The sequence below is a fragment of the Clostridium akagii DSM 12554 genome, assembly GCF_000686725.1.
Lineage (GTDB): Bacteria > Bacillota > Clostridia > Clostridiales > Clostridiaceae > Clostridium_I > Clostridium_I akagii.
The window spans coordinates 211594-237437 of sequence record NZ_JMLK01000007.1 but is presented as its reverse complement, the minus strand read 5'-3'; the positions used below and the strand labels follow the sequence as shown (position 1 = coordinate 237437).

Annotated in this window: 21 protein-coding genes and 1 riboswitch; of the genes, 11 read left to right on the top strand and 10 right to left on the bottom strand. The window is 31.6% G+C overall.

What is annotated here, in order from left to right:
- Window positions 1–200 precede the first annotated feature (200 nt).
- The gene (locus BR66_RS0103350; protein ID WP_026881629.1) at window positions 201–872 is read right to left on the bottom strand and encodes a helix-turn-helix domain-containing protein; all 672 of its coding nucleotides are present in this window, start codon (window positions 870–872) and stop codon (window positions 201–203) included.
- 253 nt (window positions 873–1125) lie between these two features.
- Between BR66_RS0103350 and BR66_RS0103345 the strand changes: the two genes are divergently transcribed.
- The gene (locus BR66_RS0103345) at window positions 1126–2850 is read left to right on the top strand and encodes an alpha-glycosidase (RefSeq protein WP_026881628.1); all 1725 of its coding nucleotides are present in this window, start codon (window positions 1126–1128) and stop codon (window positions 2848–2850) included.
- 50 nt (window positions 2851–2900) lie between these two features.
- Here BR66_RS0103345 and BR66_RS23055 read toward each other — a convergent pair whose 3' ends face one another.
- The 9 genes from BR66_RS23055 to BR66_RS0103300 all read right to left on the bottom strand — a co-directional run bounded on the left by BR66_RS23055 (window position 2901) and on the right by BR66_RS0103300 (window position 11566).
- Window positions 2901–3938, bottom strand: coding sequence for a LacI family DNA-binding transcriptional regulator (locus BR66_RS23055; RefSeq protein WP_051624084.1), 1038 nt, complete (start codon window positions 3936–3938; stop codon window positions 2901–2903).
- 218 nt (window positions 3939–4156) lie between these two features.
- Entirely contained in the window at window positions 4157–4948 is a 792-nt protein-coding gene (gene trpA, locus BR66_RS0103335; protein ID WP_026881627.1) for a tryptophan synthase subunit alpha, read from the bottom strand.
- Complete coding sequence (gene trpB / locus BR66_RS0103330) at window positions 4941–6122, bottom strand: tryptophan synthase subunit beta (RefSeq protein ID WP_026881626.1); 1182 nt, start codon at window positions 6120–6122, stop codon at window positions 4941–4943. Before trpB ends, trpA begins: the two co-directional genes overlap by 8 nt.
- The gene (locus BR66_RS0103325) at window positions 6119–6748 is read right to left on the bottom strand and encodes a phosphoribosylanthranilate isomerase (protein WP_026881625.1); all 630 of its coding nucleotides are present in this window, start codon (window positions 6746–6748) and stop codon (window positions 6119–6121) included. The genes trpB and BR66_RS0103325 overlap by 4 nt, the downstream gene beginning before the upstream one ends.
- Window positions 6749–6754: 6 nt before the next feature.
- Window positions 6755–7531: an indole-3-glycerol phosphate synthase TrpC gene (gene trpC / locus BR66_RS0103320; RefSeq protein ID WP_026881624.1), complete on the bottom strand. Its 777-nt coding sequence runs from the start codon at window positions 7529–7531 to the stop codon at window positions 6755–6757.
- A gap of 23 nt (window positions 7532–7554) precedes the next feature.
- A complete protein-coding gene (gene trpD, locus BR66_RS0103315) occupies window positions 7555–8568 on the bottom strand; it encodes an anthranilate phosphoribosyltransferase (RefSeq protein WP_026881623.1) in 1014 nt (337 codons plus the stop codon).
- Window positions 8549–9139 carry an anthranilate synthase component II gene (locus BR66_RS0103310; protein WP_026881622.1) on the bottom strand — a complete coding sequence of 197 codons (591 nt, stop codon included), beginning with the start codon at window positions 9137–9139 and terminating at the stop codon, window positions 8549–8551. Before BR66_RS0103310 ends, trpD begins: the two co-directional genes overlap by 20 nt.
- Window positions 9140–10570, bottom strand: coding sequence for an anthranilate synthase component I (gene trpE / locus BR66_RS0103305; protein ID WP_026881621.1), 1431 nt, complete (start codon window positions 10568–10570; stop codon window positions 9140–9142).
- 429 nt (window positions 10571–10999) lie between these two features.
- A complete protein-coding gene (locus tag BR66_RS0103300) occupies window positions 11000–11566 on the bottom strand; it encodes a hypothetical protein (RefSeq protein ID WP_026881620.1) in 567 nt (188 codons plus the stop codon).
- A 222-nt stretch (window positions 11567–11788) separates the two neighbouring features.
- On the opposite strand from BR66_RS0103300, the gene BR66_RS0103295 reads away from it, so the two are divergent.
- From BR66_RS0103295 to BR66_RS0103250, 10 genes are all read left to right on the top strand, one after another.
- A complete protein-coding gene (locus tag BR66_RS0103295; protein WP_026881619.1) occupies window positions 11789–13240 on the top strand; it encodes an NADP-dependent glyceraldehyde-3-phosphate dehydrogenase in 1452 nt (483 codons plus the stop codon).
- A 64-nt stretch (window positions 13241–13304) separates the two neighbouring features.
- Complete coding sequence (locus tag BR66_RS0103290) at window positions 13305–14207, top strand: SDR family oxidoreductase (RefSeq protein WP_207641222.1); 903 nt, start codon at window positions 13305–13307, stop codon at window positions 14205–14207.
- Between the two features lie 298 nt (window positions 14208–14505).
- Window positions 14506–15810, top strand: coding sequence for an ABC transporter substrate-binding protein (locus BR66_RS0103285; protein ID WP_026881617.1), 1305 nt, complete (start codon window positions 14506–14508; stop codon window positions 15808–15810).
- Between the two features lie 87 nt (window positions 15811–15897).
- On the top strand, window positions 15898–16761 hold the full coding sequence (locus BR66_RS0103280; RefSeq protein ID WP_026881616.1) for a carbohydrate ABC transporter permease: 864 nt from the start codon (window positions 15898–15900) through the stop codon (window positions 16759–16761).
- Window positions 16761–17591 (top strand): carbohydrate ABC transporter permease, encoded by an 831-nt coding sequence (locus BR66_RS0103275; protein ID WP_207641226.1) that lies wholly within the window; start codon window positions 16761–16763, stop codon window positions 17589–17591. Before BR66_RS0103280 ends, BR66_RS0103275 begins: the two co-directional genes overlap by 1 nt.
- Before the next feature lie 249 nt (window positions 17592–17840).
- Window positions 17841–19553, top strand: coding sequence for a methyl-accepting chemotaxis protein (locus BR66_RS0103270; protein WP_026881614.1), 1713 nt, complete (start codon window positions 17841–17843; stop codon window positions 19551–19553).
- A gap of 167 nt (window positions 19554–19720) precedes the next feature.
- Window positions 19721–21454 (top strand): ABC transporter ATP-binding protein, encoded by a 1734-nt coding sequence (locus BR66_RS0103265; protein ID WP_026881613.1) that lies wholly within the window; start codon window positions 19721–19723, stop codon window positions 21452–21454.
- Window positions 21414–23207, top strand: a complete 1794-nt coding sequence (locus tag BR66_RS0103260) for an ABC transporter ATP-binding protein (protein ID WP_026881612.1) — start codon at window positions 21414–21416, stop codon at window positions 23205–23207. Before BR66_RS0103265 ends, BR66_RS0103260 begins: the two co-directional genes overlap by 41 nt.
- A 124-nt stretch (window positions 23208–23331) precedes the next feature.
- Window positions 23332–23439, top strand: a riboswitch (SAM riboswitch).
- 143 nt (window positions 23440–23582) lie between these two features.
- Complete coding sequence (gene metA / locus BR66_RS0103255; RefSeq protein WP_026881611.1) at window positions 23583–24506, top strand: homoserine O-acetyltransferase MetA; 924 nt, start codon at window positions 23583–23585, stop codon at window positions 24504–24506.
- Between the two features lie 44 nt (window positions 24507–24550).
- Window positions 24551–25831 carry an O-acetylhomoserine aminocarboxypropyltransferase/cysteine synthase family protein gene (locus tag BR66_RS0103250; RefSeq protein WP_026881610.1) on the top strand — a complete coding sequence of 427 codons (1281 nt, stop codon included), beginning with the start codon at window positions 24551–24553 and terminating at the stop codon, window positions 25829–25831.
- The last annotated feature ends 13 nt before the right edge of the window (window positions 25832–25844 follow it).

Below are 25844 nucleotides of genomic sequence, written 5' to 3'. Positions count from 1 at the left end.
CCTCTAAATAATTTATAAAATTCATGCAAACGGTTGCAACGTTTTATTTGATTATAGAATAGTTTGTCCTGATAGTCAATAGCAATTTGAATTTTTTATTGTAAATTTTAACTTATAATATATTTATTTTTGTCTAAGTAGTTCATATATACACACTCAATTGAGCAAAATTCAGAAATCACTGTTATATATTTTCTAATTTATGCATAATTGTTATTTCTATATACAGTAGGCGAAACTCCCACTATATCTTTAAAAGTTCTACTAAAATGACTTTGATCATAAAAACCTAATAAAATTCCAATATATAAAATACTATTGTCTGTACTCAGTAATAAATTTTTTGCTCTATCTATTTTTATTTTTTGAACATACTTCATTACTGAAATACCCATGTTTTTTTTAAAACAATCGCTAGCATAACCTACCGAAATATTTAGGTCCTTAGCTAATTTATCAAGTGACAAGTGATTTTCAATATTAACATGTATGAATTGAAGCATTTTATTAATCATAAAATTATCAGTAACCTGAATATCATTTATTAAAATATTAAAATATGTATTTGCCATACTGATTTCTAAATCCTGTAGATCTAATAATTTAGTTATAATCTGTATTTTATTATAAAATTTATTATACAAAGGGTGAAGAGCGCTCTTTGAAACACCATTTTTTATTATTTCCTTAGTATATATAGCATTCCAAATAATCAAATCATTTTTTTTATTACTAATTGATTGCCCATTTTCTTTTTCCTGTATATGTTTTTCATTTATATTATTTAATACTTTTGATATATTTTTTGACTCCATTAAAAAGGATATGTCATTATTAAAAATACAAATATCAGATTCAAAGGTTTCAATCATTGTTTTACACCCCTTAATTTCAAATAAAAACTTTAATGTAACTTTATCATTTTTTATAAACATGTTCAATAATACTACAATAAATCGCATGATTTATATACATATTTTATTAGTTATATACAATTACAACTAAATAATTATGCTATAATTGCACAATGAATATACTGAATTTTAATAAAATAGCATCAAAATTGTTGAATTTAGTATTTTTTCATGTACTGAAAACACAAAGATAAGAGTGAGGTAGATAAAAATGAACAAACATGCAGTATATCATATTACTGAAACGCCTTATGCCTATGGTAAAGATTTGAATACTCTAGTATTAAGAATAAGGACAGCAAAGGGTGATGTTCTAAAATGCAATATACATTATAAAAGTAGGTATAATTTTAAAGATCCATACTATGTTAAAGAAATGAAAATTGCAGCTCAGGCTGACTTGTATGATTATTTTGAAGCAGAAGTATCGGTGACAAGAAACAGATATAGATATTACTTTGAACTAGTTGATACTTCTAATAATACAATATATTTTGATGAGAGAGGTTTTAGAAAAAATGCACCACCACTTGAACAATCCTCAGCTTTTCAGTTTGCTTATTTAGCAGAAGGAGATATATATAAAGAATCCACTTGGCTACAAGAATCAGTTGTATACCAAATTTTTCTAGAACGTTTTAATAATGGTGATAAAAGTAATGACCCTAAAAATACTGCCAAATGGGGAAGTCCAGTAACCACTAATTCAAGTTTTGGTGGAGACCTTCAAGGAGTTATTGAAAAGTTAGACTATTTAGAGGATTTAGGCATTAATTTAATTTACTTAACTCCAATATTTAAATCAAGTTCTAACCACAAATATAATACAGCAGATTATTATGATATTGACCCTGAATTTGGAACCTTAAGTATTGCTAAAAATTTAATTAAAAAATGTCATGAAAAAGGGATTAAAATTATTTTTGATGCCGTATTTAATCATTCAGGTAGTGATTTCTTTGCATTCAAGGATGTACTTGATAATCAGGAGAATTCTAAGTATAAGGATTGGTATTTTATAGATAGTTATCCAGTTAATACACAAAATGTTACCTACTACACTTTTGGTGACGGTATCAGCCACATGCCAAAATTAAATACTCATAATAAGGATGTAAGAGATTATTTATTAAAGGTTGGGGAATATTGGGTAAAGGAAATTGGTATCGATGGCTGGAGATTGGATGTTTGTGACGAAGTTGATCATGATTTTTGGAGAGCATTTAGTAAAGTAGTTAAAAGTGCGAATAAAGATGCAATTATTATAGGAGAAATAATGCATGAAGCAAATTCTTTCTTAAAAGGAGATCAACTTGATAGCATAATGAACTATCCTTTTAAATTTGCGTTGGTGGATTTTTTCGGTAATAGAACTATATCTGCAGAGAAGTTTCATGATATATTATCTTTTAACAGAACTCTTTACATGCGAAGCATAACAAGTCAACTTTGGAATTTAATTGGTAGTCATGATACTAAAAGATTTTTAACAGAATGTGATGATAACGCAGATAGAATGAAGCTTGCAATTATCTTCCAGTTCTGCTATCAAGGTGTGCCTTATATCTATTATGGAGATGAAGTAGGTCTTAATGGTGGTGAAGATCCTCAATGTAGGAAATGCATGATCTGGGACGAGGGAAAACAAAACAAGGAATTATTTAACCTTTATAAGACTATGATACGCATTAGAAAAAATAATAAAGCTCTTATATATGGAGATTATAAAACAATATATTGCGAAAATAACGTATTAGTTTTTAAAAGAAGTTATGAAGGTAAATCCATATTGATTGCTATTAACAATAGCGATGAAGAGTACAATATTAAGCCACCTTTAGCTAGTACTGCTGTAGATATCTTCACCTCAGAAAAAACTCAATTAAATAATGGTTTAATCTTAGAACCTATGAAATTTAAAATATTCAAATTATAGTTTATAGCCGTTAATGGATAATTTCAAGTTACAAGCTAATGAAACTTTGCTTACCTTGTGACTTGTATCTTATCCTTTGTATTTATACCCTTAAACGTTGATTCTCTTTCAATTAAATTAGTCTCTATTACATAATGATTCTCATTCATATTATTTTTTAGTTTATCAATTAGGAGCTTAGAAGCATAATATCCAACTTTCTTAACATTGATATCAACAGAAGTTAAGCTAGGTCTATGATACTCAGCTAATGGGGTATTATTGAAACCAATAACTGCAATTTCTCCTATATTTTTTTCATCCATATATTTATATGTTCCAAATGCCAATAAATCATCAGCGGCTACTACTGCCTCTGGAGTTTGATCTTCTAGTATAGATTTCATTGCCTCATACCCACATTCTTCATTAAACCCATTTACCTCTTTTATTAATTTCCTATTAATATTAACACCATGTACTTTGTGAGCTTGAATATATCCATTTAGCCTATCTTTTCCCACACTTATTTCATTTTTAGGACCTATAAAAGCGATTTTCCTATACCCTCTAATCAAAAGTTTACTTACAACGCTGTACATAGCTTGAAAATTATCATTATCTACCCATAAAACATTTTTTGTATCCTCGGGTCTACCAATAACAACAAATGGGAAATCCACTTCTTTCAAATAGCCTATACAACTGTCTTCATAATAAACTGTTGTCAGTATTATCCCATCTGCCAAGTTACCATGTACATAATCTTTTACACATTTAAGCTCTTCTTCTTTGTTTGAACAGAAAGTATACATTATATAATAACCTTGCTTCTTAGCATATGAACTTATTCCTTCCATAACTTGTATGAAAAAGGGGTTCTTAGACAAATCCTCTATTTCACTAGTCAAAATAATACCAATAACATTAGTGGATTTATTGGCAAGACCTCTAGCAACTACATTAGGATGATAATTTAACCTTATAATTATATCTCTAACTCTTTTTTTTGTATCTTCGCTTATTCTAGGGCTCTCACTTATCACTCTTGATACAGTTGAAGGGGATACATTTGCCTCTCTTGCCACATCCTTTATAGTAACACTCATCTTTTTCTCACATCCTGTTTTCAAATTTGCACAACCTATTTTCCAACTTTTCACAACCAGTTTAATACAATATATTGTATGAAATCTCATTATGGATGTCAAGCGATTTAATGCAGTTATGAGTTAAAAGGGACAAGTTACAGGTTTAATTGATTATTTCTGCTGTGGCAGAAATAATCAATTAAAAATAAGAAGAGTAAAACTTAATTTCCTTTAACTTATTTAAGTACTTCCTTAACTTCATTAACGAAGTTTTTTACATTTCGAAGCATTTCTTCTTTGTCTTCAGTTGCGTCCACTTTTTTTACAATTGCACTGCCAATAATTATTCCGTCACAATACGTTCTTAATTCTTTTGCCATTTTTGCGCTGGATATTCCAAAGCCTATTGCTTTGGGAATATCTGTAAACTTAGAAACAGTATCCATATAGACTTTCATATCTGTATTTATTTCTGTTCTTGTACCTGTGACTCCATTAGTTGAAACACAATATATAAATCCGCTGGCATTTTCAACTATTTTTTTTATCCTTTCCTTTGATGTTGGCGCTATTAGTGGAATAAGTGCAACTTCATATCTTTTTGTAATAGAGAGAATATCTTTTCTTTCCTCAATGGGTAAATCTGGTATTATTATTCCATCAACACCAACCTCATTGCATTGTGCTATAAATCTTTCCATTCCATATTTAAATACAGAATTATAATAAACTAAAAACACTAGTGGGACTTCTGTATTTTTACGTATGTTTTTAACCGCATCCATTATTTTTGCTATTGTTGTACCATTTTTAAGAGCTCTTGCAGAAGATTTTTGGATAGTAGCTCCATCAGCTATGGGATCTGAATATGGAACTCCAAGTTCAATAATGTCAGCTCCCCCTTCTTCCATAGCATAAACAAGTTTAGCTGTAGTTTCAAAATCCGGATCACCTGCTGTTACAAAAGAAATCATTGCCGTTTCATTTTTTTCTCTTAGCTTCCTAAATTTCAAATCTATTCTATTCATTTAAAGTTACCCCCATTATTTTAGCTATAGTGTTAACATCTTTATCTCCTCTACCTGATATGTTTATAATCATAAGCTTATCCTTAGAAAGTGTTGGTGCTAATTTTATTGCGTATGCAAGTGCATGAGAGCTTTCAAGTGCAGGTATAATTCCCTCAGCACTTGATATATTCATAAATGCTTTTACAGCCTCGTCATCTTTTATTGATACATATTCTGCTCTTCCTATATCATGCAAATATGCATGTTCAGGTCCAACTCCCGGATAGTCGAGTCCTGCTGAAATTGAATACGCAGGGAGTATTTGACCATCTTCATCTTGAAGCACATAGGTCATCATTCCATGTATTACACCAACTGAACCTTTAGTTATAGTTGCCGCATTTTCTTCCGTATCAACTCCACGCCCTGCTGCCTCTACTCCAATTAATTTTACCCCCGTATCTTCTATAAATGGATAAAAAATTCCCATAGCATTACTTCCACCACCGATGCAAGCCAATATATAATCAGGTAGTCTTCCTTCTTTTTCTAGTATCTGTCTTCTTGCTTCATCTCCAATTACTCTTTGGAATTCTCTTACCATAGTTGGGTATGGGTGTGGTCCCATAACGGTTCCAATAACATAAAAAGTATCATCTATACATGTAACCCATTGCCTCATAGCTTCATTTACGGCATCTTTTAAAGTGCCTGCTCCAGCTGTTACTGAAGTTACCTTTGCTCCTAATATCTTCATTTTGAATACATTTAGTGCTTGACGTCTTATGTCTTCTTCACCCATGAATATTTCACATTCCATGCCAAACATAGCAGCTATAGTCGCTGTTGCAACACCGTGTTGCCCAGCTCCAGTCTCTGCAATAACTTTCTTTTTACCCATTCTCTTAGCTAAAAGTATTTGTCCTAATGCATTATTTATTTTGTGAGCTCCTGTATGATTCAAATCTTCTCTTTTAAAATATATCTTTGCTCCACCTAATCTTTTGGTTAAATTTTCAGCATAATAAAGTGGTGATTCCCTGCCAACATAATCCTTTAAATAATACTTAAATTCCGAAATAAACTTTTCATCCTTCATGGCCTTTTCAAATTCTTCTTCTAGCTCAGTTACAGCGCTCATAATAGTTTCTGGTACGTATTGTCCTCCAAATTTTCCAAATCTACCTTTCATTTTTGCTCCCTCACCTTTTCTATAAATTTTTTAATTTTATTAAAATCTTTAACCCCATCAGTCTCAACACCACTAGAAATATCCACCGCATAGGGGTTTGCTATTTCTATTGCTTCACACACATTTTCACTACTAAGTCCCCCAGCCAGTATAAGTTTTTTTTCTATATTAAGTCTTTGCAAAAGATTCCAGTTAAAGCTTTGTCCAAGGCCTCCTGAGGCTCCCTTTCTGCTGCTATCCAAAACAATTCCCTCAATAGGGTAAATATTTATTTCATCCATAACATGTTCATCAATATTCTTCAGCGAAATATCTATTGATTTACATTTCCATATGGTAAAATCATTAAATTGTGCTAAATAGCTCTCATCCTCATCACCATGAAATTGTAATACATCTAAATAAGCCTCTTTAGCAATTTTTTTAACCTGCTTAACATCTTCATTGACAAACACGCCAACTTTTTTTATACCTTTATCTAATTGACTGCCTAAAATTTTAGCCTTAGCTAAATCCACTTGACGCTTACTCTTTGCAAATACAAACCCTATATAATCCGGTAAAAGTTCATTAACATATTGGATATCCTCATGTCTTTTTAATCCACAAATTTTTATTTTAACCATAGTGCACTACCCTTTTGCCTTTACTAAAAAATCATTAATATTAGAAATATTGTCTATATTCCTCATAAAAGTTTCACCTATAAGCACTGCATTTGCACCAATTGACCTTAGATACAATATATCTTCAGCGGTTTTTATACCACTCTCTGAAACAATAACCTTATTTTGAGGAATATATTTTATAAGTTCTTCTGTGCACTTTAAATCCACAACAAAATCTTTTAAATTTCTATTGTTAATTCCTATTATATCTACTTCTGCTTCTAGAGCTATTTCTAATTCTTTTCTATCATGTACCTCCACAAGACATTGAAGCCCTAGTTGCCGTGAAAGTTTATAAAAGTTTTTTAGCTTTTTTCCAAGGATACTTACAATGAGAAGCACTGCATCTGCACCAATATATTTTGCTTGATATATCTGATACTCATCAATTATAAAATCCTTACGAAGTATTGGTTTTGTAGTAATATCTTTAACAATTTTTATATACTCATCTCTTCCCCTAAAAAACTTTCTTTCAGTTAGCACTGAAATGGCATCAATATCTATTTTTTCATATATCTTTGATATGTTTTTCGGATCAAAATTGTCTTTTATAATGCCCTTAGAAGGTGATGCCTTTTTAATTTCAGCTATTATGCTTATTCCATCTTTATTTAAGCTTTCCTTAAAATCACGATTTTTAATATCTATTATTTTGTTTTCAAAACTGGCTAGTGGTTCAATAATCTTTTCTTCTTCTAATTGTTTCATTTTATAATTCACTATATCATCTAAAATCAAAATTTTCCCTCCCTTGTTAAGATTTAAACTTCATTACTGCACCTAATAAGTTCCTCTAATTTCTTAAATACAACCCCATTGTCTAATAGCTTTTCTGAAAGCACAATTCCATCTTTAATGTTTTCTACTACTTTTCCCACATATAAAGCCGCTGCACTATTTATAACAACTATATCTCTCTTAGGTCCAATTCTGCCATTAAATATATCAATTATTATTTCAGCATTTTCCTTAGCACTAAACCCAAGTATATCTTCAGGTTTTGCCCTAGCGATGCCGTAGTCAGTAGGATCAATTATATAATCTGTAATCTTGCCTTCTTTAATTTCACTTACATAGGTTACTGTAGTTGTGGTTATTTCATCCAAACCATCTTTACCATGAATTACCATTGCTTTTTCAGTTCCAAGCCTTAGTAGAACTTCTGCTATAGGATGCGTTAATTCTTTACTGTACACTCCTAATACCTGTCCCTTTGTGAAAGCAGGATTCGTAAGTGGTCCCAAAATATTAAATATAGTTCTTACTCCTAGTTCTTTCCTTATTGGCCCAACGTTTTTCATAGCTGAATGATACTTTTGAGCAAATAAAAATGCCATTCCATTTTCTTCAATAAGTTTTTTTGCCCTTTCAGTACCTAAATTTATATTAATTCCCAATTCTTGAAGCACATCTGCACTGCCACTGCTACTAGATACAGCTCTATTTCCATGTTTTGCAACCTTTACCCCAGCAGATGCTGCAATAATTGCTACAGCTGTAGATATATTAAAAGTTTTACCACCGTCTCCACCAGTTCCACAAGTATCAATAGTATAGGTGGAATCTAATTTTAATGGTAACGCCTTATCTCTCATTGCCCTAGCTGCTCCCGCTATTTCCTCTACAGTTTCGCCCTTCATTCGAAGTGCCATTAAGAATGCACCCACCAATGCTGGTTTTGTCACTGCTGTCATAATTTCATTTATTGCTGAGTAAGATTCTTCCTCACTTAAATTTTGCTTTTCAGCTAATTTTTTAATTAGTTGTTGTAACATTGCATATCCCCCCCACAAAATTTTTAATCAAAAGCTTGCCACATTCTGTTTTAATGGATTCAGGGTGGAATTGCAATCCATAAACCTGAAATTCCTTGTGCTTAAGTGCCATGATTTCTCCATCATCAAGGCTTTCTGCAGTAATTTGTAAATTATTTGGGAATGTACTTTCTTGAGCCACCAGCGAATGATACCTCATAACAAGTAAAGGTTCCTTTACCCCATGGAATAAGCCATCTTTATCATGTTTTATCATTGAAGTTTTACCATGCTTAATGTTTTGTGCTCTAATTACATTTCCACCATAGGCATAACAAATAGCTTGATGTCCTAGGCATATACCAAGTATTGGCACTTTACTACCTAATTTTTTTATAACCTCTACACATATACCCGCTTTTTCAGGAGTACCCGGTCCTGGTGAAATAATTATCCCCTCAGGCTTCATATTTTTTATTTCCTCTACCGTTATCTCATCATTTCTTCTTACAATTACATCCTCATATATTTCTCCAACATATTGATAAAGGTTATAAGTGAAAGAATCATAATTATCAATTATTAAAATCACCTAAATCACCTCTCTCATTGCCATTGCTTTATTTAGAGTTTCCTTGTATTCAGTCTTAGGATCCGAATCATAAACTATTCCAGCACCTGCTTGAACATAACTGTACTCATCTTTAAATATAATTGTCCTTATAGCAATGCACATATCCATATTCCCATTTGCTGAAAAATACCCTACTGCGCCAGCATAACTTCCCCTTCTAAGATTTTCAAGTTCATCTATTATCTCCATAGCCCTTACCTTAGGTGCACCTGAAACTGTTCCCACAGGCAGACATGAACTAAGCGCATTAAAACAGTTTAATCCTGATTTTAGCTTTCCAGAAACTGCAGAAACTATATGCATAATATGTGAATAAAACTCAACATCCATGAACCTTGTAACTTCTACTGTTCCAAATTCACTTATTTTTCCTATATCATTTCGTCCAAGATCCACAAGCATTAAGTGCTCTGCAGTCTCCTTTTCATCTGAAAGCAGCTCTGATTTAAGTTTTTCATCTTCCTTTGAATCTTTCCCTCTTGGTCTTGAACCAGCTATAGGATTAGTTGTCACAGTCCCATTTATACATGAAACTAAAATTTCAGGTGAAGACCCCGCAATTTGAAACTCTTCAAAATCAAAATAAAAAAGGTATGGTGATGGGTTTTCTGCTCGCAGCCTTCTGTATACATCAAATGAATTATCTGTATTTTTAAATTTCAGTCTTTGTGATAATACCACTTGAAATATATCCCCCGCCTTTATGTATTCCTTAGCCTTTTCTACCATAGTGCAAAATTTTTCTTCAGTGACGTTTGATTCAAAAGTCTTTGTCTTTGCTACCTCTTTAAATTTATGCATAATGCTATCAGCTGTAATATCTTCTTTTATCTTGTTTAATTCCCGAGTTATATCTTCATAACTTGAGTTGTCCTGTGAAAATGCATTGTAGACGATATATATTTCATGTTTAAAGTGGTCATAACATATAAAAGTTTTATAAAACATTAGGTAGCTATCCGGTAATTTTAGCTCATCAATATTATTATCAGGTAATTTTTCATATTGTCTTATTACGTCATAACCTACATACCCAACAGCTCCACCTGTAAATGGAACATTAAACAATGATTTATCATATTCCGCATCCACGTATTTTTTTACATAATCTAAAATCTTCCCATCAGCAGTGGTAACTTCCTTAAAGTCATCAATTATTATTTTTTCCTTGTAACTTTTTATTGTTAAATATGGATCTACCCCTAGAAAAGAGAATCTGCCTATTTCACTTTCTGAATATACACTTTCAAGAAGGAATTTTCTTCTCCCCTTAAGCTTATAATATATAGAAATAGGTGTTAACTCATCTCCACTTAATTTAAGGGTAACTGGAAATGTTTTTTTCTTTTCTTTGTACTCTAAAAATTGATTTTCTGTAAGATTAAACATACTATCCCACCTTTTTTTTTATATAAAAAAAGTCACTTCATCCTTGTAATGGGATGAAGTGACTTTGTGCCACCCATTTTAGTTAATATAACTTATTTAGGCATATTTATACGAAAAATTTTACAAATAAAAAAACATCTCATCCAATAAAGGACGAAATGTAAAATTTCGTATGCCACCTAAGCAAAAAACTGTTTTAATCAAGGTACAGATCACTCGATACCAGGTCTTTTTAACGGTAGACTACCGGCTACTGCTACTCTAAAATTTCACATTGCGTCTCACAGATCCATTCAATATAAGCTACAGTACTTGGCTTTCACTACCCCAAATTCGCTTTAACTTAATTCCTATATCTACTACTTCTGCTCATAGATTTATTTTATATTTTTTATAAATATACATCTTTTCTTAATATTTGTCAATAGCTTATTTTAGCATATCCAGTAAAAGCTTATAATTGTTTTTTGCCTTATCAAGTTGAATTTTTGAAGTGTCCTTTTTCTTATCAACTTCATCGATTTCTGCATCTAAATTATGTATTTCTTCTTTTAAAGCCGATTCAAACTTTGGTATATTTTCAATTATCCTTTTAATTATATACACATATTCATCTTCATAAAGTTTATAACATTTAAACTCACCAGAAGTTAGTCTACCATCTGAAAAGATGTATACAAAACGATCTTTCATATCATCGGAAAGCATTATTTCAACTTTATGTTTATACAGTCTAAATGTTGCGTCTCTGACCTTAATGAATATAGGAAATATAGTTGAAAACATAAAAGCTTTATCATCTGAAGAATTATCCAATAGCCCAACATGTGAAAAATCTCTTGAATTCAAGCATTCTTCAATTTCATCTGAAAATATTTTTGCCTTAATACTAATGGAAACTTTTTCTCTTAATTCTTCTTCCTTTTCTTTGGAAACATAATTTCCTATGGAATTAAAAATATCTTCTATATAATTTTTTTTAGTTTTGTCCGTCATATTAAATCGCCTCTTTTAACTAATATATAAGAATTATACATACTTCTTTTAAAAATTGCAACTAGATCCAAATTGTATGAACATTTAAAATATATTTACTAATACCCCTTGATTTAATCTAATTAATCTATTATGATTATTATATGATAATCAATATTTGTTAATTCTACATAAAATAATCATATAATTGTGAATATTAAAATTAGAAAGGCGATGTATATAATGTTTGAAAATATTTTAAGTGGAAATACTTACAAAAGTTTAGTTAATGGAAAATGGATTGAAAGTAATAGTAAAAAAACTATAGAAATATATTCACCTGTGGACAAGAGTCTAGTTGGAAAAATCCAAGCTTTTTCAAAGGATGAAGTAGATAAAATAATTGAAAATTCTAAAGAAGCCCAAAAAGCTTGGGGAAATACACCAATTAATGAGCGTGCTGAAGTACTATATAAAGTAGCCGCACTTTTAGATGAAAATGTAGAAACAATATCAAAAATAATGCAGAAAGAAATTGCTAAAGATTCAAAATCAGCAACTTCCGAAGTAAAAAGGACAGTGGATTTTATTAATTTTACTGCAAGTGAAGGAAATCATGTTGAAGGTGAAACCATTGGCGCTGATAGTTTCCCTGGATATAAAAAAAACAAGATTTCATTTGTTACAAGAATACCTCTAGGTACAGTGCTTGCAATCTCACCATTTAATTATCCTGTTAACCTCTCAGCTTCTAAAATTGCTCCAGCACTTATAGCTGGTAACAGTGTGATTTTAAAACCACCTACACAAGGTGCCATAAGCGCATTATATTTAGCTGAAATATTTAATAAAGCAGGACTTCCTGCAGGACTTCTTAACGTTGTAACTGGTAAAGGTTCGGAAATAGGTGACTATATCGTTGCTCATAAGGATATTAACTTTATCAATTTCACAGGAAGTAGCGAGGTTGGAAGACACATATCAAAAATATCTGATATGGTTCCGTTGCTTCTTGAGCTTGGTGGAAAAGATGCTGCAATAGTTCTTAAGGACGCTGATTTAGACCTAGCTTCTAGTAATATAGTTGCAGGTGCTTATGGATATTCTGGTCAAAGATGTACTGCAGTAAAGAGAGTCTTAGTTGTAAATGATGTAGCAGATAAACTTACCCTGCTTATTACAGAAAAAATCAAACAATTAAAGGTTGGTAGTCCTGAAGATGGTGTAGATATAACTCCACTAATTAGTGATAAAGCTGCTGACTTTGTTCAAGAACTCATAGATGATTCAATACGTAAAGGAGCAAAACTTATAGTCGGTAATAAGCGAAAAGATAATTTGATATACCCTACACTAATTGATAATGTTACTACTGACATGAGACTAGCTTGGGAAGAACCTTTTGGTCCAGTACTTCCTATTATTCGTATTAATGATATGGATGAAGGTATAAAAATCGCCAATGAATCTGAATATGGTCTTCAATCTGCAGTTTTTACAGAAAATATAAATGATGCATTTTATGTAGCCCAAAAACTTGAAGTTGGTGCTGTTCAGATTAACAATAAAACTGAGCGAGGACCAGATCATTTCCCATTCCTTGGAGTTAAATCTTCTGGTATGGGAACCCAAGGCATAAGATACAGTATTGAGGCTATGAGTAGACCTAAAGCAATAGTTTTAAATTTAAAATAAATTACTAGCTTTGAACCAAATTGCTGTGCGTATTCTCCACTTGCTTAGGCCGAGAGTACGGCACTTGGTAACCAATGGCAAAGCATATATGGAGGGAAGAACTATGAAAATATTATTAACAGGGGCAACAGGGAAATTCGGATCAAAAGTTGTAGAGACATTACTGAAAACTGTACCAGCAAGTCAACTGGCTGTCAGTGTTCGTAATCCAGAGAAGGCAGGGTGGTTACGGGAACATGGAGTGGAAGTTAGACAAGGTGATTTTGATCACCCTGAAACATTGGCTTCAACTTTTAAAGACATTGATAGACTATTAATTATATCAACGGATGGTGACAATGAAACGAGAATTAGCCAGCATGCAAATGCTGTGGCAGCGGCTAATCAAGCTAAAGTTAAGTTCATTGCCTATACCAGTTTAGTCAATGCAAGTGAGAGCTCATTATTCCTTGCTCCAGTACATCGTAGAACTGAGGAAGCCATTCTAAAAACTGGAATTCCTTACTCATTCCTTAGAAACAACTGGTATTTGGAGAATGAGATTGGAAGCATTCAAGGAGTGCTGGCAGGCTCACCTTGGATAACATCTGCTGGAACTGGAAAGGTAGGCTGGGCAGTACAACAAGATTACGCAGATGCTGCAGCTGCTGTACTTTCGGGTATAGGACACGAGAATACAATCTATGAGCTTTCAGGAAAGCTCATGACTCAAGAAGATTTGGCGTCTACTCTTGGAACAGTAATCGGCAAGGAAGTACACGTTGAGCAGGTAGATGACCATGTTTACGCTGATAAAATGAAAGGTGCTGGGGTACCGGATTTTGTAATTCCTATCCTAGTTGACATTCAGAAAGCTATTCGAAGTGGTGCACTTGAAATTGAGAGCAATGATTTAGAAAGGTTAATCTCTCGTCCAGTAACTCCAATAAGCACGGCTTTGTCTGAAATCGTAAGTTTAATGCCCTAGGCTAAACAACGTTTTTCAAACCAGGTAGATGGATTTTGACCTAATCTATTCCTATTAACAGACCTCTAAGCATCCATTATGCTTAGAGGTCTGTTATCCTTTATGAGAAATCGTTAATAAGGCGTGTACCACACTAATAATCCCACATTTTCTTTAGATTATTAGCGTGGATACAGCATAGTATAAATATTAAAAAATTACTAAGATGTATTTGACATTAATAAACATTTTATGTATAATAAGGATATAATGCAATCGATTGCATTATATCCTTATTATATTATATGGAGGGGTATATATGGAAAGAATCAAAAAACTTACAGCATTAGCTTGTGTGTTAACCCTAAGTATTACGCTATTTTCAGGTTGTGGTACTAACAGTTCTTCTGACAGTAAAAACATTACCGTTAATATTTTCCAGTTTAAAGTTGAGGCTAAAACTGCCCTTGAAAAGGCCGTAAAAGCTTACGAAGAAGATCATAAAAACGTTACATTAAATATTGAGACCGTTGGTGGTGGTCAAGATTATGGTGCAGCACTAAAAACAAAATTTGCTTCAGGAAGTGAACCAACTATATACAATATTGGTGGCCCACAGGATACTAAAGATTGGAAAAATAAACTTGAGGACTTATCCAGCCAGCCTTGGATTTCAAAAGCATACGATGGAACTTTAGACGCAGTAAAAGAAGGTAACAAAATATATGGAATGCCTTTTGATTTAGAAGGATTTGGATTTATTTATAATAAAGCTATATTTGAGAAAGCAGGCATAGATCCGTCAACTATAAAGTCATATACAGATTTACAGAAAGCTTCAGAAACCCTTGATTCAAAAAAGAAAGATCTGGGTATTGATTCTGTTTTTGCATTATCAGGAAAAGAAACTTGGACGGAAGGTCTTCATCTTTCTAATGCAGCTCTTGCACCTGAATTAAAGGATGGCGTTTCTGCATTCAATGCAAAAACTATAGATTTTAAATATAATGATTCTCTAAAAAAGCTGTTAGATTTACAGATTAAATATGCATATAAACCAGATGGAAGTAATAAATCTATAACTAGTGTAGATTATTCAACTCAAGTTGAAAAAGAATTTTCTCTAGGTAAAGTTGCTATGATTCAACAAGGTAACTGGATTTATGGAACTGTAAATGGCATAGATAAAACTATAGCTACTAACATGGGTTTACTTCCTATACCAGTTGATGGTGTTAAGGATGGTGCAGTTGATGTTGGAGTACCAATGTATTGGGCTATAAATAAAGATAAGGATACTGATACAAAAAAAGCTGCTGAAGATTTTTTAAATTGGTTATATACATCTGATAAAGGTAAACAAATGATAATTCATGATTTTCAATTTATACCAGCTCTTAAGGGTTATGAAGCAAAAGATCTACAACCTGTTGACCCAATATCAAAAGATATTACAAAATATTCAAATGAAAAGAACACTATTCCTTGGGTATTCATGGGGTATCCTACTGGTTGGGGACAAAATAAATTAGGTGCTGATATTCAAAAATACATTTCTGGTGATTTACCTTGGACTCAACTAGTTCAAAATGCTAAAGACAATTGGGTGTCTTCAAGAAAGTAACATATATATTTTAAGTCAATAAATCCTGGATATGCTTAACAGCCTTTCCAGGTTTTTATCAAATAGTCTCTCAAAGGAGGAAGGGTAATGAAAAAGAAAAATATATCATTTTGGTGTTTTCTAGCTCCAATTCTTATTGCATACACTCTAGTTCAGTTAGTTCCACTCGTAACAGGCATATATTACTCTTTTACAGATTGGAATGGAATTAATTCCAGTGTAGCTTGGGTTGGTATTAAAAATTATGTCACTGCTTTAAAGGATGCATCATTTACTGATTCTTTCATCTTTACATTGAAATTTACTATTTTATCCCTTATTATTTTAAATGTCTTTGGATTTGGGCTTGCCCTTTTGGTTACAAGAAAATCTAAACTCAATAACTTTTTAAGAACAATATTTTTCATGCCAAATTTAATTGGTGGTCTTATATTAGGGTTTATATGGCAATTTATATTTATGGAAGTGTTTTCTGCTATTGGAACTGCTACTCATGAGCATTGGCTTTTAGGTTGGCTATCAGATGGAACAACTGGTCTGGCAGGTTTAGTTATAATTATGGCTTGGCAAATGTCAGGTTATCTCATGATAATTTATATTGCTTCATTAGAGAATATTCCACCTGAATTAAATGAGGCAGCAGAAATTGATGGTGCTTCCAAATGGCAAAAAATTAAAAATATAACAATACCATTAGTAAGACCTGCATTTACTGTTAGCATATTTCTAACACTAGCAAATTCATTTAAGCTTTACGATCAAAATTTATCATTAACTGCTGGGGGGCCTGCAAATTCAACTGAAATGCTTGCTATGAATATATATAATACTGCTTTTCAGTTTAACCTTATGGGTGTTGCACAGGCAAAGGCTGTTATATTCTTCTTGGTTGTAGGTGCTATTTCCTTAACTCAAGTATATTTTTCTAAGAAAGGTGAGGTTGAGGTATGATGATAAAAAAGAAAAAATTAAGTTTGCCAAATATTTTAATAACAGTATTAAGTATTGCACTAGGCCTATTATTTTTATCTCCCTTTTACATAATTATAGTAAATGCTTTTAAAACAAAGCTAGAATTATTTAAAAACACATTGTCATTGCCAATAACTTATACTCTAGACAATTTTAAAGAGGCTTTCATTGACTTAGACTTTGCTCAATCTTTTTTCCATTCACTACTTATAACTGTTGTAAGCGTTGTTTTAATTATTATTTTCTCATCCATGGCCTCATGGATGCTAGAGAGAACAAAAAGCAAGATTAGTAATATCATTCTTATGGTATTCATAGTATCTATGATTATCCCTTTTCAAGCTGTAATGCTTCCACTTATAAGATTTATGGGAAAATTAAACCTTTTAAACATTGGTGGAATAATTTTTATGTACATTGGTTTTGGCGCCTCCTTGTCTATTTTCCTATACCACGGATTTTTAAAAAGTATCCCAGTGGAACTAGATGAGGCAGCAACACTAGACGGCTGTAATAAATTTCAAACCTTTTGGTATATAATATTCCCTCTCCTGAAACCTATGTCCATTACGGTTGCCATCCTTAATTCAGTATGGATTTGGAATGATTACTTATTACCATCCCTAGTAATAAACAATCCAAATACCCTTACAATTCCATTAAAAACATTCTTCTTCTTCGGAGAATACACAAAGCAGTGGAATTTAGCCTTATCTGGGCTGATACTTGACATAATACCAGTGATTATTTTATACTTTTTTGCACAAAAACATATTTTAAAATCAGTTGCCGCCGGAAGTATAAAATAGTTGATAACGCATAAGCAGCATTAATATTCACAGATATTAATGCTGTTTTTATTTATAATTTATAGACCGTAAATCTACATTAATATCTTAAATATTCTTAAATAAAAAACATAAGGATACATTTGACATTTACAAACATATAACATATAATTTATGGATAGTGCAAACGATTGCATTAACTCTTAGAGTTGAATTACACAATAATTTTCTTGCATTACACATTTTATAAGAATAAAAGGAGGTAAAATTATGTTGTTTATTAAGAATATAAATGTAAGATTTAAGTTAATCATATCATTTATAATCCTAGCGCTGCTTATTGGAGTAGTTGGCTTTATAGGCACAGCATCATTAAAAAAGTTGAGTACAAATTCTAAGATAATGTACTCAGATAATTTACAAAGTATAAAAATATTAGGTGAATTAGAAAAAAATCTTGAAATACTTAAAGATGATATGGATATTTTAGTTTATAATAAAGATTCTAATCAAGAAAGTATGGAAGCTGGTATAAACCTTATAGTGGCGGAAAACAACAATTACATTAATACTTATGATAGTTTAGTGAATTTTAATCAAGATATTAAGCAGTGGAAAACAATAAAAGCTGAAATTATTGAATATAGTAATGCAAAAAATCTTGTAATTAAATTAATTCAAAGTGGTAACTATGATGAAGCAAGTAATGAACTTATGACAAAAGTATCAATTAGTAGAAATACAATGATTGATAACCTGGACAAACTTATAGATTTAAACAACACGCAGTCAGAAAGTGCCTACAACGAAAATAATTCAATAGCCAATTTATCAACATTAACAATGTGGTGTGTCCTAGCCATTGGTATGATTCTTGCTATAACACTTGGAATTATAATGACAAATGATATAAGTTTACCATTAGCTAAAATGATTAGTATATCAGAGGATTTGGCTAATTTTGATTTATCTAAAAGTTATTCAATTTCAAGGAAAGATGAATTCGGAAAATTAGGTAACGCGATTATAACGGCACAGCAAAACATAAAGGATCTTGTTAAATCAATAATAGAAAATTCTCAAAACATAAGTACTTCTAGTGAAGATTTGGCTGCAACGGTTGAAGAACTGTCTTCAAAAGCTGAAAATATAAAGGTAGCGGTATCAAATATATCTTCTAGCATACAAGAAACAAGTTCAGGTTCTGAAGAAATAACTGCATCCATTGAAGAAGTTAATTCAAGTATAAATGAACTTTCAGGTAAAGCTATGAGTGGTAGTAATATGTCACAAAAATCCAAAGAAAGAGCAGAACAAGTACAAAAAAACGGTACTGAAGCAATACACAAAACACAAAGTATATATAAAGATAAGGAGGGTAAAATACTTGAAGCTATAAATAGCGGTAAGGTAGTTGATAACATAAAAGTTATGGCTGAGACTATAGCTAGTATAGCAGAACAGACCAATCTTTTAGCACTAAATGCTGCAATAGAAGCGGCTCGTGCAGGTGAAACTGGAAAAGGATTTGCAGTAGTTGCTGAAGAAGTCAGGAAACTTGCAGAACAGTCATCCCAGGCCGTCGATGGAATTCAAGATATGATTAAAAAGGTGCAATATGCATTTAAAGCCAGTACAGAAACAAATAAAGATATGTTATCCTTTATAAACCAAAACGTAAACCCCCAATTTAAAATTTTCGGTGAAATGGGTGATCAGTATTATGAAGATTCTGATTTTGTAAGTAAAATGTCAGAAGAAATTGCGGCTATGTCAGAGGAGATTACAGCTACAGTTGGAGAAGTAAATAACGCTGCACAAAATATGGCAGCTAATGCTGAAATTTCTGCTGAGCATTCCAACAACATAAAAGAAAGAATTAATGAAACCACTATTGCTATAGCTCATGTGTCAGTTACAGCTGAGACCCAAGCTGATCTTGCTGAAAAACTAAATGAAGCGGTCCTAAAATTTAAAATATAAAAGATTTACCCGAATGATAGAAAAAATCAATATAGTTTCATGTTAAGATTTGATAATGTAGTGCTCTTTATAATATAATTAAGTTAAATAACTTTAATTATATTATAGAGGGCATTTGTATTTATTTAAGATTTATTAAGCCATCAAAATAATTGGGAGGTATAACATTGACAGATAACCAAATTCTCACTTTCTTCAAGCAGCATAAATTCACATATACTGTTGGCATAATCTTCATGATATTATCTTCTTACGTTCAAGCACTTTTTCCTAAAATCCTTGGAAAAGCTATTGATTTATTGAGTGTAAAAACTATCAATAAATCAATGGTTTTTATAGATATTTTTTACATAGCCCTAATATCCATAGGTTCTTTTGTATTTACATTTGTGTGGAGAAACCTTGTCATAGGAAATGCTAGGAAACTTGAGTGCGATCTTCGAGAAAAACTATTTTTACATTTTCAAAAAATGTCGCCTGAATTTTATAGTGAAAGAAAAACTGGTGACCTTATAGCCTATGCAATCAACGACATATCTGCTGTAAGGATGACCTTTGGTCCTGCCACAGCTCTTGCTATAAACGGAATAGTATTATGCATAGTTTCAATATATTCAATGTGTAATGCCATAGATTTAAGGCTTACTCTAATAACCCTACTTCCAATTCCCTTTATAGTTATATTTACAACTAAAATAGGCAAAATTATAAAAATTAGATTTCGAAGGGTTCAAGAAAATTTTTCAAATATATCTGATAAAGTTCAAGAAAATATATACGGCATTAGAGTTATTAAAGCTTATGTACAAGAATCAAGTGAAATAGAAAATTTTGAAACTTTAAATAAACAGATTTCAGATTCTAACCTAAGTATGGTTAGAGCTTCTTCCCTTTTAACCCCAGTTATAGAGGTTTCCTTTAGCATAAGTTTTGTTATGAATCTTATTATAGGCGGTAATATGGTTCTACAAAGAAAAATATCTTTAGGTGATTTTGTTGCATTTAATAGTTATCTAACTATGATTATGAATCCTATAGTATCAATTGGACGTGTTATAAACGTATATCAACGAGGCATGGCTTCCCTTGGTAGGCTAAATGACATTTTTAAAGTTAAGCCTCAAATAAAAGATGCTCTGAGCGGCTCGTCAATTGATCTGCATGGAAATATTGAATTTAAAGATTTTGACTTTATTTACCCTGCTGCTAAGACAAAATCTTTAAATAATATAAATCTTAAACTCCCTAAAGGTCATACTCTTGGAATCATAGGTAAAACTGGTTCTGGAAAAACCACTCTAGCCACTAGCCTCTTTAAACTATACAATTTAGAATCTGGCAAAGTATTTATTGATGGAAAGGACATAAACACTATTCCTATTAATTCCTTAAGAACGAGCTTCGCCATAGTTCCCCAAGATAATTTTTTATTTTCAGACACAATAAAAAATAATATTTCTTTTTTTAAAGATATTTATTCTCAAAATGATTTGGAAGAAGCTTCTAAAAATTCGCTTATTTATGAAAGCATATTAGGATTTAAAGACGGGTTTGAGTGCCTACTAGGTGAACGTGGCGTAAATCTTTCTGGTGGTCAAAAACAACGTGTTTCAATTGCCAGGGCTCTAATAAAAAATCCCTCAGTTTTAATATTGGATGATTCACTTTCTGCAGTTGATACCATAACTGAAAAACAAGTGCTTCACAATTTAAAAAAGCTAAGGATGGGTAAAACAAATATAATAATTGCTCACAGAATATCTGCCGTGGCACATGCTGATGAAATAATAGTACTTGATAAAGGCTCTATCTGTGAAAGAGGAACCCATACCCAACTTATTAAAGAAAGGGGGCTTTATTATGAAATCTACAATGAACAATGTGCAGACGGAAAATCATGATTTTTATTCTAATAAAGAAAGTAGCTTAAAACGATTATTAAAACTCACAATACCACATATGAAAAGAATTTTACTTGCAGCTATATGCGTACTTCTTATAAATTTATCTATAATAATTAAACCATATATATTAAAATTAGTTATTGACGATTTCTTAGTAAAACGCCTTCCCTCTAAGGGTTTATATTCAATAGTTAATTTAGGAATATTATATTTAATTGTGTCAATTTTGGGTAACTTTTTTTCCTATGCTCAAGAAAACATAATAAATAAAGTTGGCCAGGATATCTTAAGGAATTTGCGAAGTAAAGTTTTTACTACAATACAACATCTTCCACTTAAATATCTGGATAATAATTCCTCTGGGCGGCTTATAACTCGTGCAACCAACGATATTGAATCAATAAGTGATATGTATACAGATGTAATTTTAAATCTGTTTCAAGATGTTTTTCTTTTAATTGGAATAATATATGCAATGTTTGCTTTGAATTTCAAACTTGCCCTTATTTCACTGGCAGTTTTACCACTTATGTCATTGATACTATTTCTTCTAAAAAAGAGGATAAAACAAAATTTTTTGAATATAAAAAGTATAATAGGCAAGATAAATGGCTTTATGGCTGAAAATATATCTGGTATGAAAATTATTCAAATCTTCAAAGCTGAAAAAGAAAAACATGATGAATTTGTAAAACTAAATCAAAGTTATTTTAAAAGTACTGTACTTCAAGTTCAATTAAACAGTATATTAAAACCGGGAACTCAGTTTTTCCAAAACATAACCATAGCAATACTTCTTTTTTATGGTGTTAATAAAATTGCAAATCACACTTTAGAAATTGGAGTAATATATGCTTTTACAACTTATATTAAAAATTTTTTTGACCCAATATCAGACTTAGCAGACCAATATACCACAATACAATCAGCTTTAGTTTCGGCAGATAGAATTTTTGAACTACTTGATCAAAAGCCCACTCTTGAATCTTTAGATGCTGGTTCTATACTAGATAAAATTGAGGGTAACATAGAGTTTAATCATGTTTGGTTTTCATATAATAATTCTGATTGGATACTAAAAGATATAAGTTTTAAAGTACAAAAAGGGGAAACTGTAGCTTTTGTTGGCGAAACCGGGGCAGGAAAATCCACCATAATAACGCTTTTGAATGGATTTTATAAAATTCAAAAGGGAGAAATTTTAATAGATGGGATAAATATCAATCTCCTTAACCTTGAATTTCTAAGAAAAAATATTGCGGTGGTATTTCAAGATGTATTTTTATTTTCTGGAACTATAAGGAGCAATATTACTTTAAACGATCAGGTTGAACCATCACTATTGGATAAAGCCCTAAATATGTCCTGTGTTAAAGATCTTATTAAAAATTTTGATGCTGGTATTGATGAACCTGTCATGGAAAGGGGCAATACCCTATCCGAAGGTGAAAAGCAGCTAATATCTTTTGCAAGAGCCATAGCTCACAATCCATCTATTTTTGTATTTGATGAGGCCACTGCCAATATTGATACTCAAACAGAAAAATTAATACAAATGGCTATAGATAACATTGCTCAAAATATAACTACCATTGTTATTGCCCATAGATTATCTACTATAAGAAATGCTGATAAAATAATTGTTATGAAAAACGGTGCAATACTTGAAGTTGGAAATCATAGTAAGCTAATGAATAATGATTCCTATTATAGCTACCTTGTTAATCAAAATGATTTTGAGATAACTTAATCATCCGTAATAAATTAGACTAGTATTTTGGCTTTTTATTATTTTAGCATAGCTTTAAAAAGTTCCTAATAATTTATGTTGACAAATATTTTCTTTTAGTATAATATGTAATAAATCAAATAAAATCTTATCAAGAGCGGTGGAGGGATTGGCCCTTTGAAACCCGACAACCAACATTTATCATTTGAATGTATGGTGTTAAATCCAACAGATTATTTCTGATAGATAAGGAGAAATTACGACTTTACAAAGTTGTTTTCCTTATGGAAGGCAACTTTTTTTATTACTAGTATTCGTTAATTATAGTATAGTTCTCTTCTTTTACCTATTATGCAAATATGAAAAGTATATTATACTAAATTAAGGAGGAGTTTTATGCCAATAAATATTCAGAGCGGACTTCCTGCTTCTAAAATATTAAAAGCGGAAAATATATTTATAATGAATGAAGACCGTGCTATAAAGCAGGATATAAGGCCTCTTAATATAGTTATATTAAATCTTATGCCCGTAAAAACAGTTACAGAAACTCAGTTACTTAGACTTTTAGGTAACTCACCATTGCAGGTTGATATAACGCTAATATATCCTAAAACTCATGTTTCAAAAAATACTTCTGAGGCTTACCTTTTTAAATATTATCAAACCTTCGATGAAATAAAGCACAAAAAATTTGATGGAATGATAATAACAGGAGCACCTGTAGAACTCCTTGAATTTGAAGATATAGATTATTGGAATGAATTAACTGAAATAATGGATTGGAGCCTTAAAAATGTCTATTCCACATTCCATATTTGTTGGGCATCCCAAGCAGGTCTCTATCATCATTTTGGAATTCCAAAACATAAACTTAGCAAAAAATTATTTGGAGTTTTCCCTCAAATAATAGATAAAAAAAGTGTAAAACTACTCTGTGGCTTTGATGACTTGTTTTATGTGCCACACTCAAGACATACAGAATTTTTAAGAGAAGATATAATAAAAACCCCTGAACTAGAGATTTTGGCTGAATCAAAAACCTCAGGTCCATATATAGTTGCAACTAAGGGTGGTAGGCAAATTTTCGTAACTGGTCACTCTGAATATGATCTATTGTCCTTAAAAGATGAATATATTAGAGATATTTCAAGTGGAATTAATATTGATATACCACAAAATTACTTTCCTAATGATGATCCAAATTTGATTCCATTATCAACTTGGAGAAGTCACGCAAACTTATTATTTTTAAATTGGCTTAATTACTATGTTTATCAAGAAACACCTTATGATCTAAACAAACTATTAAATTGCTAGTAATAAATAAAAATATAAATTTTAAAATTAAGGGAGAGATTAAGATGAGTGAAAGAAAATTATCATTCGAAACTTTACAAGTACATGCAGGACAAGTGGTTGATCCAACAACCCATTCAAGAGCAGTTCCAATTTATCAAACAACATCTTTTGTATTTGATGATGCCGATGACGCTGCTGACCTGTTCCAATTAAAAAAACCTGGTAATGTTTATGGAAGAATTATGAACCCTACAACAGATGTTTTCGAAAAAAGAGTAGCAGAACTTGAAGGCGGAGTTGCAGGACTTGCAACTGCTTCAGGACTAGCTGCAATTACTTATGCAATTCTTAACGTAGCAAGTGCAGGTGACGAAATAGTTGCAGCAAGCACATTATATGGTGGAACTTATGAATTATTTTCAGTTACTTTAAAAAAGCTTGGAATTACAACAATATTTGTTGATCCAGATGATCCTGAAAACTTTAGAAGCGCCATTACAGATAAAACAAAAGCTGTTTATGCTGAAACAATTGGTAATCCAAGAATTAACGTATTAGATATAGAAGCAGTTGCGAAAATTGCTCACGAAAATAAAATACCTTTTATTATTGATAATACATTTGGTACACCTTATCTTGTAAGACCAATAGAATATGGTGCAGATGTAGTTGTCCACTCAGCAACTAAATTCATTGGTGGACACGGAACTACAATAGGCGGAATTTTAGTAGATGCTGGTAAATTCGATTGGAGAGCTAGTGGTAAATTCCCTGATTTCACAACTCCTGATAAAAGTTATAATGGACTAGTATATGCTGATTTAGGTGCTCCTGCATACGCTTTAAAAGCTAGAGTTCAACTACTTAGAAACACAGGTGCAACTTTAAGCCCTCAAAGTGCATTCACATTTCTTCAAGGCCTGGAGTCATTATCTCTAAGAGTTGAAAGACACGTATCTAATACAAGACAAATAGTTAATTTCTTAAGCAAGCACCCAAAAGTAGCATGGATAAATTATCCTGAACTAGAAGGTAGCCCATATAGAGAATTATCCGCAAAATACCTACCAAAGGGAGCAGGTTCAATCTTCACTTTCGGAATTAAAGGCGGTCTTGAGGCTGGAAAAACATTTATAAATAGTCTTGAATTATTTTCTCTACTTGCAAATGTTGCTGATGCAAAATCCCTTGTAATTCATCCAGCAAGCACAACTCATGCGGAACTTAATGAAGAAGAACAAAAAGCAGCCGGAGTTACACCAGATTTAGTAAGACTTTCAATAGGTATTGAAGGTGTTGATGACCTTATTTACGATTTGAATCAAGCACTAGCTAAAGCTTAATCAGATACAAGTT